This window comes from Blautia sp. An249 (genome assembly GCF_002159835.1).
Lineage (GTDB): Bacteria > Bacillota > Clostridia > Lachnospirales > Lachnospiraceae > Blautia_A > Blautia_A avistercoris.
In genome coordinates this window covers 104,904-119,002 of sequence record NZ_NFJL01000004.1, presented here as the reverse complement: position 1 = coordinate 119,002, position 14,099 = coordinate 104,904, and the positions used below count along the sequence as shown (strand labels likewise).

The following is a 14,099-nucleotide window of genomic DNA, read 5'->3' as shown; positions in this document are numbered from 1 at the left end:
TCCTTTTTCCTAACGGGCTGCGATTTCCTTCTGATACTGTTCCACTTTCTCTTTGGTAAGTTTGAAACCGGCAAAGAGAAGTACGGCTGCAACCAACAGAGCCACAGCGGGGATAATCATAAAGGCAATACAGATTCCCTGCTGCAATTCAGCAGTTGCCATAGACGGATCGATGCTGGGGTCAAAGGCAGCCAGAGCCAGACAGGCGGAAATAATGATACCACGAGTCATAACGCCTACTTTTAAAGGAACATTCTGAAGACCACTGATCCATCCGGTGGCATTTTTGCCTGTTTTCCATTCGGAATAAATAATGGTATCTGCATAAAGCGCCGGAGTACAGGCGTAAGCGATTCCGTAGCCAAACTGTGCCAGAGACATCAGGATTAAGACCAGAATCACGTTAGAATACAGGAAGTTTGCCACAATCATTACAACGGCCATGGCGAAGAAGGTAACGATGGTAGTCATCCGGGTAGATACCTTCTTGGCAAAGTTCTTGGCAATATAGGATCCGATAACACATAAAATGTTAGAAACCAGGATGTAGGTGGCCAGCATCCCTTCATTTTGCGCTACATATGTAAAGTAGTAAATGGCAACGCCGGATACAACAAAGTTAAACATCCATTTGGCAAGATCCGCCAGCATTAACACGATCAGAGGCGGATTCTGTAAAAGAGCATGGAGCAGGTCTTTTCCGCTGGTTTTGGTTTTGTCTTTTTTCTGATCCTTAACAGCATCCCAGTCCACTTCTTCATAACCGTCAAACATTTTAAAGTGTGCAAAGTATAAAACAGCCATTACACAGCCCAATACGAAAGCAGTAGCTGCATACTGGTTTTTATCGCCGATCAGCCCTGCGAAAAGAGCAGCCAGAGGCGGTCCTACATAGGAAAAAATAACCTTTGAGAAATTGGCCCAGGCGGCGCGGGTGGAAGATAACTGGGCGCGGTCATTGGCGGTCTTGCCGGCCACAGAAATCATGGATACATTGGCCACATAGGGGAAGTTCCATACCACATGGCTGACAACTGCCGCAAATACAATTACTGCAATGGACAGGATACCGTCCCCCACCTTTAAGAACTGGAACGCATAGAGGAATGGAACCAACCATGGCAGCAGAACCAGCCAGGAGCGGTACCGTCCCCATTTTCTGGGACGGATACTGTTAAGGACAGCTCCGTACATCCAGGACAGACAGGCGTCAACAGCGCTGGCTAATGTGGTAATAAAGGATACGGTTCCCAGGCTGAACTGAGCCAGATTTGTCAGGAAAAAGTTAAAATAATAACTTTCCACGTTGGTCATAAGCGTGAACCCGCAGTCCCCTACGCCGTAAAACAGTTTCAGGGCTTTACTCAGCCCTTTTGGTTTTTGGTTAGAATTTTCACTCATATTCTACCCTCCCTTAAAAAATGTGATAATTATATAAGAAATTTATATATTGCCTGTATTTTAGCACGATTAGTAAATGAAAAAAATTCTACAGCAGGTCGAATCTTTTTTGAGACGAGTTGAACATTTTGTAGGAATACAAAAGACAAATTGATTGAGCATACAGACAGGGTGTGTTATACTGAAAAAAACATACAGAGGAGGGGTTTCATGGGAGAAAAAAATGGACGGGAGGAAAACGGGGAAATACCTTTTGGTTTAAATATGCAGATACTTTCCGACGAATTGGAGGCATTGGGGATTTCCCACTTTTTTTACAGGAGAGATGAAGGCTGTCTGAGAGGAATCCGTTTTTTCCAGAAGGGAGAAAAGCTGGAGGAATTCTATGTTTATATGGTTTTTTCAGACAGTATGCAGGAGGATTTCAGAAGCTGTGAGAGGATTTCCTTTCTTGTTCTGGACGATTTGCCCATCGAACGGTTTTCTTTCACCTCCTCTATTATTTATGTAACGGGGATTACAGAGCATCTGCAGTTTTACAATCAAATACAGCAGATTTTTTTTAAATACGAAGAATGGGAACGGCGGATGTGCTGGGCTATGCGAATGGAGAATCCCCTGGATCAGATGCTGTTAATCTGCAGGGAGATATTCGGAAATCCTCTGTTCATTCACGATCCGGATTTTTATATTCTGTCCTGTCCCTACCATACAGGACAGATGCTTCAGTGGGAGAAGGCCGCCAGAAACGGAAGGGAAATGGTTCCGTTGGAAACGATTAATGAATTTAAGGTGGACGAGGAATATCTCCAGACTCTTAAGACCAGAAGTGTTTCTATGTTTTCAGCATCCCTGCGGGGGTATCGGGTTCTATATATGAACCTGTTCGACGGAGAGCACTATGAGGGCAGAGTCTGTGTGGATGAGGTGGAGCGGGGATTTCGCAGAAGCGATTATCTGCTTTTGGAGTATGTGGGAAAAATGGTACAGGCATGTCTGAAGAAACAGAGGCTTTTCTGGCTGAATATGGGAAGCGATGTGGAAGCGTCATTTATACGGATTTTAAAAGGGGAGGAAACAGATGCACAGAGTATTTCCGACCTTCTGGGATATCTGAACTGGGAACGGAATCAGCACTACCTCTGTCTGAAGCTGATTGCCGAGGGAGAGGAATTTCAGTATATGACTCCCGACGGAATTTTCGGCCATATCGAAACCCAGATTACCAACGGTTACGCCTTCTTCTATGAGAAGAGCATAGCCGTTGTGGTAAATCTCACTCTGGAAAAGGCGGAGATCTCCGAGATTCTGAGCCGTCTGGCTTATTTTTTAAGAGAAGGGCTGTTTAAACTGGGCGCCAGCAGTGAATTATTTGAATTTGATCAGATAAGGGAAGGCTATGAACAGGCTTCCGTGGCTTTGCAGTATGGAAGACGCAGCAAGAGCATGATCTGGTATTACCACTTTGAAGATTATGCCATGGCGTATATGATGGAACAGGCCAGCCGGAACATCAGTCCCCGCCTGCTGGTTTCAGGAGTTTTGCGGACATTAAAAGAATACGATGAGAAAAATCATACGGAACTGTATCACACACTGGAGCTGTTTCTGCAATTGGAGAGAAATACCGTTCAGACGGCAAAGGAACTGTTTATCCACAGGAGCACACTGTTTTACCGTCTGGAGCGGATCCAGAAACTTACGAAACTGGATCTGGAAGATCCCGGTCAGCGTCAGTATCTTTTATTCTCCTTTGAATTAATGAGAGAATTCAGTAAGAGCTGAGGATTTGCAGAGGGAAATTTATTGAATTTTAGCCATTTTCGTAATACAATAAGTACAGCAAGAAATGGGAGGAGAAAAAGGGCATGAAGAAATGGATTACAGCTATTAAACCGGCCGGACTGTGCATGGCGGGCGGATTTCTGGCAGCAGCCATCCTGCTGTTTCTCCCTGTCCTGAACGTGCAGAATAAAAATATAGGGTTTTTAGATGTTTTCAGACAATCCGACGCTTTAAAAGAGCTGGGGGAATTCTGGGAATTTGTGGGGAAAAGCTCCCTTGCTCTGAAAGTGATTTTTGTATTATTCCTGCTGATTTATCTGGCGGGATTTGTTCTGTATCTGTTTCAGATTGGAGGAAAAATAAAATATGCAGTTACCGTGGTTTTGCTGATATTTCCCATCTGCATCTACGCGGTGCTTGGAAGCGTCGCCCTGATTATCGGTCAGATGGGGCAGACGATCCAGCTATACGGGATGGAAATAGATGTGGGACTCTCAGCTCATGTGGGGGCAGGATGGGTTCTTCTGCTGGCGGATCATCTGTTTTTGCTGATCACGGCTCTGGTTTATCTATGTATGCCTGCCGGGGAGATGCCGAAACAGGAAGAGCAGGAAGGGGCAGAGCCCGAATCCGGCCAGGTGCTGATTAACTGCGGAGAATATAAGGGACAGTATCTGCCTGTGACAGAGGGAGCTTCCCTTCTGATTGGCAGAAATGCGGCTGTCTGCAATCTGGTTTTAGATGGAAACAAAATCAGCAGGGTTCACGTGGAAATTACTTATTCAGCAGACAAAAAAGTCTATGAGCTTATGGATTATTCTTCCAATGGAACCTTCCTGAAAAACGGGACCCGGCTGAAACATACACAGAAAGTGAAAGTAAAGCCGGGAACGGAAATCTATCTGGGAATCCCGGAAAACAGTTTTAAACTCTGCTAAAGAAACAGGAGGAGGGTCATGATTACTTATTCCAGTATTAATGAAAAAGGAAAACGCCCTTATCAGGAAGACTCTGTAGGGATTTATTTTCACGAGGAAATGGGTGTATTTGCAGTGGCAGACGGGCTGGGAGGACACGGAAAAGGCGAGATTGCGTCCGGCGAGACGGTTCGTTTTGTCCTGGAACATTACCGGAATGACTGCGAACCCGGGGAATACTTTCAGACCGCCTTTCTAAAAGGCAATCAGAACCTGGTAGAACTCCAGGATCTAATGGACATGCCAAGAGGCGTAAAGACAACCTTAACCATCTGTCTGATTCAGGATAAAATCTACGGAGCTTATATCGGCGATACCCGCCTCTATCTGTTCGAGGACGGGAAAATGGCTTTTCGGAGCACGGATCACAGCGTTCCCCAGATGCTTGCCCTGGGAGGGGAGATTAAGGAAAGCGAAATCCGGAAACATCCCGACAGAAATAAACTTTTGCGGGTTCTGGGCGACCGGAAGCGGGAGATTAAATACGATACCACAGAAGTCTGGGAGAAGAAAAAAGGGGTCAGCCTTCTCTTGTGTACAGACGGTTTCTGGGAATATGTGAAAGAAAAAGATATGGAAAAAACACTGGCTCACTCCAGGAGTCCCCAGGAGTGGCTGAATAAAATGAAACGTATGGTGCTAAGGAGAGGATTTCTGGATAAACAGGATAATTTCTCCGCCATAGGAATCTGGATTCGATAGGGAGGGAGAATATGGCAATTGTAAGATGTGACAGCGGCCATTTTTATGATAATGGAAAATATGAAAAATGTCCGTTCTGTGAGAGAAAGAAACAGGAAGGGAATCTGGATCGGACGGTTTTCCATTTTCAGGAAGAGGATTCCAAAACGATTGCCCAGTCTTTTAACAGAAAGCCGGAGAGTGAATCCATTGTAATCGAAAGAAACGTGGCTTATCAGGGAGATGATGAGAAAACCGTAGCGTTTTATTCCCCTGTGAAAGGAAACGATTTTGTTACCGGATGGCTGGTCTGCGTAGAAGGCGTCAATCAGGGAAGAGATTACCGGCTGCATCACGGAAACAACCGGATCGGCCGCGGAGTACAGATGGATGTGTGTGTGTTAAATGACCAGAAAATTTCACAGAAGACCCATTGCCGGATTGTTTACGAATATAAACAGAACCGATTCTTCCTGGTTCCGGAAGCGGGAAGTCTGACTTATATGGAAGGAAAAGCGCTGGAAAGTGAAAGAGAGCTTCAGTCGGGGGACTGTTTCCGACTGGGGGACAGTGAATTTGAATTTATTGCTTTTTGCAGGGGGAATAGAAAATGGTAAATCGAGGAATACGCATTTTGACCGCAGTTCTTCTGATGCTGACAGGAATTTTTCTGGTTCCGCAGGCATCCTACGGAGCATCGGCCAGCGATGTGCGCATGGAGCAGGTATCTGTGTGTATGCCCCAGGTTAAAGTGTACCTGATGGGGGAAGACGTACAGGACGTGGATTTCCAGCAAATCACGGCACAGAAAGAGGATGAGGAGTTGTCTGTGGAATCCATAGGGGATTTCGGTGATTCCGGGGAAGGAATTCTCTATATGTGTCTTCTGGATATATCCGGATCCATTGACGCGGAAAGCTTCCAGGGAGCCAAGGACGCCCTGTTAGACTTTGCGGGACAGCTAAAGGATACGGAGAAATGTATGCTGCTTACCTTCGGAAATGATGTGAAGACTGTATGGGTGGGAAGCGAAAGCCAGGAGGAAAGAAAGAAACTTCTGGACGGCATTCAGAATGACAATGAGAATACCCAGTTGTTTGAAGCCCTTCACCAGGCGGCAGATTTAAGTGTGGAAAATAAGGGGAGCATCGACAGAAAGGTGGCTCTGGTTTTTACAGACGGACTGGATGAAGCTGTGGGGAAATCCACAAGCCAGGAAGCATTAAATGAGCTTCAGGCCAAAGGGCTTCCTGTTTACGGGATTGCAGTAGGGAAAGAGAAAAAGACGGAAGCCGTCAATTCCTTCGGCGAGTTTGTAAGAAGCAGCGGCGGAGCCTTAACTGTACCGGAGTCTACAGCCGTATCTCAGGATTTAATTCAGTTAAAGGAACAACTGTACCAGGCCAGGGTTCTGGGGATGAAAGGAAGCAGCAATCTGGTCAGCAAGGAAGTGGAGACGGTGAAGCTTACCTTTCAGCAGTACCCGAAAACAGAATCTTTAAAGACAGAAGTTACCGAATATGAAAAAGATACGGAGGCGCCTCAGATTGAGGATGTGGTGCAGTTAAGCGACAACCAGATTCAGGTAATATTTACAGAAGCCATGAATGGAATTGACGAGGCGGAGAATTTCCAGCTTATTGATAAAAAAGAAAAATCGCTGGTACCGGAAGCCAGCTCCGTGGAAGAGAAAAGAATAGCCACCCTGACTTTCAAGGATAATTTTTACCGGGGAGATTATACCCTGGAATTTAAAAATATTACAGATTATTCGATGGAAAAGAACCCCCTGGAGGATACGGCGAATCTAACTCTGGAGGGGGATTTGAATCTGAAAATTGTAAGCTTTCTGAAAAGCTGGGGCTGGCTTTTAGCCATTGTGCTGGTGGCAGCAGCGGCGGCAACGGCAATTATTATATACCGGAAAATTAAAAAGAACAAAGGCTTAGTGGTTATAGATGATAAACTCACCCTGCAGGATCAGGTGCAGGTGGAGAAGCGCCAGAAGGTGGAATTTAAAGATGTTCCCGGAGCTGCGCTGCAGATTCAGCTTCGTTCCGGTACTTCCGCCGGCGCTGTAATTGAACGCTTTTTAAGCGACAGCCTGATTGTAGGACGTTCTTCCCAGCTCTGCGGACTTTGCATTCAGGACAGCAGAATGTCCAAGCAGCATTTCGTGCTGGAGTTTGAAAAAGGAAGGATATTTATAACCGATTTGGAAAGTACAAACGGTACGATGGTAAACGGAGTCCGGCTTCTGGGCCGGCAGCCGCTGAATCCCGGGGATTTGATCTGCGCGGGAAATATGGAAATGGTCATTCAGTGGCAGGAAAAAAATGGTTAAAACAGATGAAAAGAAGGTGATTTTATCGACACAGTAAGAATTTTTTCAGAAGATTCGATTCCCCATCTTCAGATATGCGCCGCTTCCTGTGTAGGAGACAGAAAAAGGCAGCAGGATAATATGAGCCATAAAAAATACGGCGATGATTTTCTGGGCGTTGTCTGTGACGGAATGGGAGGAATGTCTGCGGGAGAAATTGCAAGCAGCGCAGCAATTGACACGCTGATGGAATATGCGGACTGTGAAATGCCTCTTCAGGATCCACCGGAGTTTCTGAAAAAGGCCGCTATACGGATGGATGAACATGTGGCTTCTCTTTTAAATATAAAAGGAGAAAAGCTGCAGGCAGGGACAACGGCTGTGGTGGTTTACATTACAGGAAGTTCCTTATACTGGATGTCTGTTGGAGACAGTAAAATCTATATTATACGGAACCATGAGATGGTACAGGTAACCCGTCCACATAATTATCAGCTTCTTCTGGAACAGTCATTAAGCGACGGAAGCATCAGTCAGGAAGAATATGAGAAAGAAAGCGCAAGGAAAGAGGCGCTGATCAGTTATCTGGGGATGGATGGACTGCGAATGATGGATTTAACCCAGCAGCCCTTTGAACTCCATGTGGGAGACGTGGTGCTTTTGTGCAGCGACGGTCTGTATAAGTCGCTGAAAGACGAAGAAATACAGAATCTGATAGAAGTATGCGAAGATAATTTTATGAAAACCGCAGACGTGCTGATTGATATGGCTATGGAATACGGACGCGGCCCTTTAGATAATTGTTCGGTCCTTCTGGTGAAATACAGTGGGATGAAGTTGGATAAAATGAGAGTAGGAGGAAAGAGTGATGAAATTAAGGAAGTGTGAAAACGGGCATTTTTATGATGAGGAGAAATATGACAGCTGTCCCCATTGTCAGAACATGGGCGGACAGATGCCAAGCCAGCCTCAGCAGGGAGGCGAGGAAGGAATGACTGTCGGGCTTTATAATGACAGTCCCCAGGCGCCGGCCGGCAATTTCCAGCCAAATCCGGGACCGGTTCCGAACAGTGGTTTTCAGACGGTTCCCATCGAGCCCGCTCCGGGGGAATCGCTCAAGGAGAATGTGCAGAAGATCCAGCAGGAGGAAGAAAACCGTACGGTAGGATATTATATGGACGAACTGGGACAGGAGCCGGTAGTAGGATGGCTGGTCTGCATAGAAGGAGAAAAAAGAGGAGAAGCCTTTGTTTTAAAATCCGGGCGTAACTTCATCGGAAGAGGCGCCGGAATGGACGTGGTCTTAAGCGGAGACAGAAGCGTGTCCAGAGACAAACACGCCATCCTGGTGTATGAACCGAGAGCCAGAATTTTCCTGGTACAGCCGGGAGAATCCAGAGAGCTGTTTTACGTCAATGATGAAGTGGTGCTTTCCAACCGTCAGCTAAAAGACAGAGATGTATTAATGATTGGAAATTATAAACTGCTGTTTGTTCCTCTGTGCGGACCGGACTTTAGCTGGGATGATTAATACAGGAGGGAAATGGAGAGATGATAGATCCCAATAAAATCTGTCCCGGATGTATGAAAGAAGTGGAAGACGTACATCAGGACTGTCCCCATTGCGGGTTTAATCTGGAACAGTACGAGTCTCAGAGGAATGCAAGAACTTTACCCTGCCAGACCATTTTATCCGGCCGATATATGCTGGGAAAGGTTATCGGAGAGGGAGGCTTTGGAATCACCTATTTAGGGTGGGATCTGATGCTGGAAATTGAAGTTGCGGTAAAGGAATATTTTCCGGTGGGACTTGCAACCAGGGACACGCAGTTTAAAAGTAATGAAACCGTCAATATCATGTCGGGAGAAAAAGCCCGGCATTATGAAACCGGCCTGAAGGGATTTGAACAGGAAGCCAGAAATCTGGCAAAGTTTCAGGAACTTCCGGGAGTTGTTTCGGTAAAAGATTTCTTCTTCGAGAACCAGACAGCTTATCTGGTTATGGATTATGTGGATGGAACTTCTCTGAAAAAATATCTGCAGAGCGTAGGACATCCGCTGTCAGAAGAATCCGTATTAAGTATAATGAAACCGGTTCTGCAGTCTCTGGCTAAGATACATAAAGCGGGCATTATCCACAGAGATATAAGTCCGGAGAATATTCTGATTGGAAAAGATAAGAAAGTCACCCTGATTGATTTCGGGGCGGCCAGAATGGCAACAGGAACAGAGACCAAAAGTCTTACGATTCTTCTGAAACATGGATACGCGCCGGTGGAACAGTATCAGACCAGAGGACGCCAGGGCCCCTGGACAGACATCTACGCCCTGTGCGCTACTATGTACAAGATGTGTTCCGGAAAAGTTCCGGGAGAGGCCATCGACCGGATGGTGAATGACGATTTAAAGACTTTGGAGGAACTTGCCGGGGAAAATCCTCAGATGAAGGTATCGAAACATCTTTCGGAGGTGATTGCCAAAGGTCTGGCAGTAAAAGTAGAAGATCGTTATCAGGATGTGGAAAGTCTTATGGGCGCCCTTTATGGAGGAGAGGCCCCCAGGCCGCAACCCCAACCGCAGCCACAGCCCAGGCCACAGCCCCAACCGCAGCCCAGACCTCAGCCAAGGACCCAGCCTCAGCCCAGGACTCAGCCACAACCCAGAACCCAGCCTCAGCCAAGGTCTTCTTCGGTGAATCCTCTGGCAATTATCATTCCCGGGATTCTTTTTATGCTGATCATAGCCGCCGCTGTAGTTCTGCTGAACGGGGGCAGGGAAGAGGAAAGAGAAAATCAGATAGTCTCTACGGAATACGGAAGAGGTGAAACGTCCCAGGTCAGGGAAGAAGAGCCGGCAGCAGCGGACCAGGAAGAGTCTGCGGAGCCGGAACAGGCAACGCCCACACCGGCTCCGTCAGAGATTACGGCAACGCTGGTTGAGAACGCAAACAGTGTGCAGATGGATGGCTTAGATAAGGTAAAAGTACTGTCAGCCACAGCCACTTCTACCATCAGCCAGAATAACGGGGTTACCAACGAACCACTTAAAATGTTTGATGATTCTCTGCAGACCAACTGGGAGGAAGGGGTTTCCGGACCCGGTATCGGAGAGTATGTGGATGCTCAGTTCGATCAGGAATACAGGGTAAAATACCTGTTTTTCTGGCTGGGGAACTGGAAGAACGACAAATATTATAAAGGCAACAACCGGCCGAAAACTTTAACGCTGAAGATGGGAGAATTTGAGACACAGATCGTGTTCCCGGATTCCAAGGAGAAGTTCTGTGTGGAACTCAGCTATCCGTGTAAAGCCAGTCAGCTTCGGATTGTACTGGATGACGTATACCAGGGGAGCAGCTGGGACGACACCTGTATCAGCGACATACATATTTACGGGGAGAAGTAATCGGCATGAAAAATAAGAAAAGGATAGTTTCCGTTTTACTGGCGGTTCTCATTGTCATATTGCTGGCGCTTCTGGGAGGGATTTTATATCAGTATTTCCATGTGTCCCGGGAATTAAAAGAGACAAAGATGGGAAAAGAATATCAGAACGAATCCAGGGAAGAAGAAAGAGAGCCTCTGATACAGACGTCTGAACAGCAGGCGGATGCGGAAACAGATACAACTGCAGATACAGAGGAAACTGCAGATACGGTGCCAATGGAAACAGAACCTGTCCAGGAGGCGCCCGCCCCGGAGGCAAACTTTCTGGAGGGACTTACCGCCAGTCAGCCGGGGGATATACTGGAAAGTTCACAAATCAATATGGAAAATCTGCCCCTGTATTTTACTGCAGAGGAGATTTCCGAAGAGATTCTGGGAAGAATCAACGGAAAGTCCTATCGGGACAATCCCAATATAGGATTAGATCAGCTTCGTTACCTGAAAATGCTGCATTACAACTTTGAACACCAGATTCAGGTGGGAGAAATGATTGTCAACGCACAGATTGCTGAAGACGTGCTGGGAGTTTTCCGGGAGTTGTTTCAGAATGAATATGAAATCCAGTCCATGTATCTGATTGATAATTACTGGGCCGGAAACGGAGGGGACACAGATTTTGCCTCCATTGAGGTAAACAACACGTCCTGCTTTAATTACCGGGAAGTGACAGGGGGCTCCAGCCTGTCCAACCATGCATATGGCTGTGCCATTGACATTAACCCGCAGCAGAATCCTTACGTGATTTATGAAAACGGAGCGCCCAGCCAGTGGTCCCACTCCAATGCCGACGAATTTATCGACCGAGAGTCGGGAAAAGCCCATGTGATAACCCATGAAGATCTGTGTTATGAGATCTTTTCCAACTATGGATTCACCTGGGGAGGCGACTGGGAAAATCCAAAAGATTTCCAGCATTTTGAAAAGCCTGTTGTATAAGAGGAGGGAGAAAGAGATGATTGAACAAAGAAGTTTTGCGAAATATTTACTGCTTTCCATTTTAACCTGCGGGATTTATGCCCTTTATTTCTGGTACCGCTATGCGGAAGACATGAATTTAATGTGTCAGGGAGACGGGGAAGAAACCACCAATTACCTTCTGGCATGGCTGTTTGGAATCCTGACCTGCGGAATTTATTTGTGGTACTGGTTTTATCAAGTGGGAAACCGTATCCAGAAAAACGGAAAGCGCTATGGAGTTACCATTGTAGAAAACGGAAGCAGTGTGATTCTGTGGTTGATTATAGGTACCTATCTGACCTGCGGTATCGCAGCGCTTTTTGCTTATTATATCCTTGTGAAGAACTTCAATCAACTGGCAGACGGGTACAATAACCAGATGAGCGGAGGCGGATACCAGTCTCAGGGACCGCAGACAGACTATCCTCAGGGAGCCATCTCTTACGATACTTCTTATAACGGAGCTTCAGGAGGCGAGCAGACTGTGGGCTACAATATGACCAGTATGCCGGGAATTTCCGGAAGAATTTTCGGTATTTCCGGGGAATACGCCGGACAGGAGATCCCCATCGGACATATGGAAACCATTGTGATAGGCAGAAATCCCAATGAGTGCAATATTGTACTGACCGGAAACAAAGTCAGCAGAAAGCACTGCAGCATCATGTATAACAGTGATTCCAACAGATACAGCATCACGGATTATTCTTCCAACGGAACTTACCAGGTGGCGGACAGAAAACGGTTTGCCAATTATGGAACAGAAGAAGTTCCCGCAGGAACAGAAATTTATCTGGGAGATGAAAGTAATAGTTTCCGGCTGGGCTAAACAGGAAAAGACAGGAAATAGATGCTGGAATACAGAAGTATTGTTAGCAGAGGTTAGAAAGAAATGACAGATCCGAATAAAATTTGTTTGGGATGTATGCACGTGACAGAGGATCCGGAGGGGACTTGTCCCCTCTGTGGATTTCAGAAGAAAAAATACAACCAGATAAGAAGTTACAGAGGACTGCCGCTAATGACCATCCTTCAGGGACGGTATATGACAGGGAAGATCCTGGGCGAGGGAGGATTCGGGATTACCTATCTGGCGTGGGATTTACTGCTGGAAATTCCGGTTGCAGTAAAAGAATATTTTCCCTCTCAGCTTGCAACCAGGGACACCAGAACGGGAACGACGGCGACTGTCAGCATTATCAGTAAAAAACACACCCATTATTACGAGAAGGGGATGACAGATTTTGAGGAAGAGGCCAGGAATCTGGCTAAGTTTCAGAACCTGCGGGGAGTGGTAAAGGTCAAAGATTTCTTCCTGGAAAACCAGACTGCCTATCTGGTGATGGAGTACATTGACGGAATCTCCTTAAAGAAATATATGGAACGAAAAAACAGACCTTTACCCCAGGAAAAGGTACTGAAAATCATGAAGCCGGTGCTGGATTCCCTGGCATTGATCCATGAAAAAGGAATTATCCACAGGGACATCAGTCCGGACAATATATTAATTACCAGAAAAGGCGAAGTGAAACTGATTGATTTCGGCGCAGCGCGGATGACGGCAGGAGCAGAAACAAAGACAATGACGATTCTGCTGAAACGGGGATACGCACCCCTGGAACAGTATCAGACCAGGGGCCGGCAGGGACCCTGGACCGATATTTATGCTATCTGCGCCACCATGTATCATATGCTTTCCGGTGTGATTCCGGAAGAGGCCACAGAGAGGACTCCTGAGGATTCGCTGCAGTCTTTGGAAGAACTGGCGCAGAAAATTCCGGGAATGAAGGTGTCGCCATCTGTTTCTGAAGTAATCGCCAAAGGACTTCGCCCGCAGCCCCAGGATCGTTATCAGAGAGTGGGGCAGTTGATTCAGGATTTATATCAGGAAGAAAACAGGGATCCCATAAGAATGAAAACGGAAGGCCCTGTGACCTGGGAGAATCCCCCGACATCTGGGAAGTCTTCTTCGGCAAAACAGTTAATCCCTGTGATAGGGGCGCTGGCGGTTGTGGGAATTGTATCGGCCATTATGATAGGGAAGAAATTGTATGAGGATTATTTTCCTGCCAATGTATCTGCAGAGGTTCAGGAACCGGTGGAAGTGAGGGAGAACATAGAAATCTCTTATTATCAGGATTCTTCGGCAGACGCGCTGATGAGCGATATTGAATGGCAGGAACCGGATGGAAAGGTATTTGAAACGGATTATGAAAACGGAAACAGCCATCTGGAAGGAGAAGAAGGCTACCTGGATATTTACTGGCAGGAAAACGATAAAATCTGGGGCGTGGATGTGAAAGGATATCCCTATATTTCTGTTTACAGTATTACTGTGGGAGAGAGTCTCTCCTCCGCGTCATCCCGTCTGACCTATGAAGGGTTCTACTATGAAGAGGAGACAGATTACTGGAGAAAAGAATCAGATTCAGATATAAAAATTCAAATCGCAGGGGAAGAAAAGGTGGAAGAAATCTATCTGCTGTTTCCTTATGAAGATGTGATTTTATAAAGAAAGAAAACAGGGAA

The 14,099-nt window shown here is 46.4% G+C and carries 12 protein-coding genes; 11 read left to right on the top strand and 1 reads right to left on the bottom strand.

Annotated features, from left to right (window positions below):
* Window positions 1-9: 9 nt before the first annotated feature.
* On the bottom strand, window positions 10-1,401 hold the full coding sequence (locus tag B5F53_RS05620) for an MFS transporter (RefSeq protein WP_087221080.1): 1,392 nt from the start codon (window positions 1,399-1,401) through the stop codon (window positions 10-12).
* A 210-nt stretch (window positions 1,402-1,611) separates the two neighbouring features.
* Between B5F53_RS05620 and B5F53_RS05615 the strand changes: the two genes are divergently transcribed.
* From B5F53_RS05615 to B5F53_RS05565, 11 genes are all read left to right on the top strand, one after another.
* Complete coding sequence (locus B5F53_RS05615; RefSeq protein WP_087221077.1) at window positions 1,612-3,186, top strand: PucR family transcriptional regulator; 1,575 nt, start codon at window positions 1,612-1,614, stop codon at window positions 3,184-3,186.
* 83 nt (window positions 3,187-3,269) lie between these two features.
* Complete coding sequence (locus B5F53_RS05610) at window positions 3,270-4,124, top strand: FHA domain-containing protein (protein WP_087221074.1); 855 nt, start codon at window positions 3,270-3,272, stop codon at window positions 4,122-4,124.
* An 18-nt stretch (window positions 4,125-4,142) separates the two neighbouring features.
* Window positions 4,143-4,865, top strand: coding sequence for a PP2C family protein-serine/threonine phosphatase (locus B5F53_RS05605; protein WP_087221072.1), 723 nt, complete (start codon window positions 4,143-4,145; stop codon window positions 4,863-4,865).
* An 11-nt stretch (window positions 4,866-4,876) separates the two neighbouring features.
* Window positions 4,877-5,461: an FHA domain-containing protein gene (locus B5F53_RS05600; RefSeq protein WP_087221069.1), complete on the top strand. Its 585-nt coding sequence runs from the start codon at window positions 4,877-4,879 to the stop codon at window positions 5,459-5,461.
* Window positions 5,455-7,188, top strand: a complete 1,734-nt coding sequence (locus B5F53_RS05595; protein WP_087221066.1) for a VWA domain-containing protein — start codon at window positions 5,455-5,457, stop codon at window positions 7,186-7,188. Before B5F53_RS05600 ends, B5F53_RS05595 begins: the two co-directional genes overlap by 7 nt.
* Window positions 7,189-7,212: 24 nt before the next feature.
* A complete protein-coding gene (locus B5F53_RS05590; RefSeq protein ID WP_330396167.1) occupies window positions 7,213-8,055 on the top strand; it encodes a PP2C family protein-serine/threonine phosphatase in 843 nt (280 codons plus the stop codon).
* Complete coding sequence (locus B5F53_RS05585) at window positions 8,036-8,698, top strand: FHA domain-containing protein (protein ID WP_087221061.1); 663 nt, start codon at window positions 8,036-8,038, stop codon at window positions 8,696-8,698. Before B5F53_RS05590 ends, B5F53_RS05585 begins: the two co-directional genes overlap by 20 nt.
* A 20-nt stretch (window positions 8,699-8,718) precedes the next feature.
* Window positions 8,719-10,572 (top strand): protein kinase domain-containing protein, encoded by a 1,854-nt coding sequence (locus B5F53_RS05580; protein WP_087221058.1) that lies wholly within the window; start codon window positions 8,719-8,721, stop codon window positions 10,570-10,572.
* Between the two features lie 5 nt (window positions 10,573-10,577).
* Window positions 10,578-11,549: a M15 family metallopeptidase gene (locus B5F53_RS05575; RefSeq protein ID WP_087221055.1), complete on the top strand. Its 972-nt coding sequence runs from the start codon at window positions 10,578-10,580 to the stop codon at window positions 11,547-11,549.
* Between the two features lie 16 nt (window positions 11,550-11,565).
* Complete coding sequence (locus tag B5F53_RS05570; RefSeq protein ID WP_162610532.1) at window positions 11,566-12,399, top strand: DUF4234 domain-containing protein; 834 nt, start codon at window positions 11,566-11,568, stop codon at window positions 12,397-12,399.
* Window positions 12,400-12,501: 102 nt separating this feature from the next.
* On the top strand, window positions 12,502-14,082 hold the full coding sequence (locus B5F53_RS05565; RefSeq protein WP_162610531.1) for a serine/threonine protein kinase: 1,581 nt from the start codon (window positions 12,502-12,504) through the stop codon (window positions 14,080-14,082).
* Window positions 14,083-14,099 lie beyond the last annotated feature (17 nt).

Excerpts from the sequence above, each read along its gene's own strand:
- B5F53_RS05615 (WP_087221077.1), top strand. The coding sequence starts at position 1,612 with ATGGGAGAAAAAAATGGACGGGAGGAAAACGGGGAAATACCTTTTGGT.
- B5F53_RS05620 (WP_087221080.1), bottom strand. The coding sequence starts at position 1,401 with ATGAGTGAAAATTCTAACCAAAAACCAAAAGGGCTGAGTAAAGCCCTG.
- B5F53_RS05580 (WP_087221058.1), top strand. The coding sequence starts at position 8,719 with ATGATAGATCCCAATAAAATCTGTCCCGGATGTATGAAAGAAGTGGAA.
- B5F53_RS05600 (WP_087221069.1), top strand. The coding sequence starts at position 4,877 with ATGGCAATTGTAAGATGTGACAGCGGCCATTTTTATGATAATGGAAAA.
- B5F53_RS05595 (WP_087221066.1), top strand. The coding sequence starts at position 5,455 with ATGGTAAATCGAGGAATACGCATTTTGACCGCAGTTCTTCTGATGCTG.
- B5F53_RS05605 (WP_087221072.1), top strand. The coding sequence starts at position 4,143 with ATGATTACTTATTCCAGTATTAATGAAAAAGGAAAACGCCCTTATCAG.
- B5F53_RS05585 (WP_087221061.1), top strand. The coding sequence starts at position 8,036 with ATGAAATTAAGGAAGTGTGAAAACGGGCATTTTTATGATGAGGAGAAA.
- B5F53_RS05610 (WP_087221074.1), top strand. The coding sequence starts at position 3,270 with ATGAAGAAATGGATTACAGCTATTAAACCGGCCGGACTGTGCATGGCG.
- B5F53_RS05575 (WP_087221055.1), top strand. The coding sequence starts at position 10,578 with ATGAAAAATAAGAAAAGGATAGTTTCCGTTTTACTGGCGGTTCTCATT.
- B5F53_RS05570 (WP_162610532.1), top strand. The coding sequence starts at position 11,566 with ATGATTGAACAAAGAAGTTTTGCGAAATATTTACTGCTTTCCATTTTA.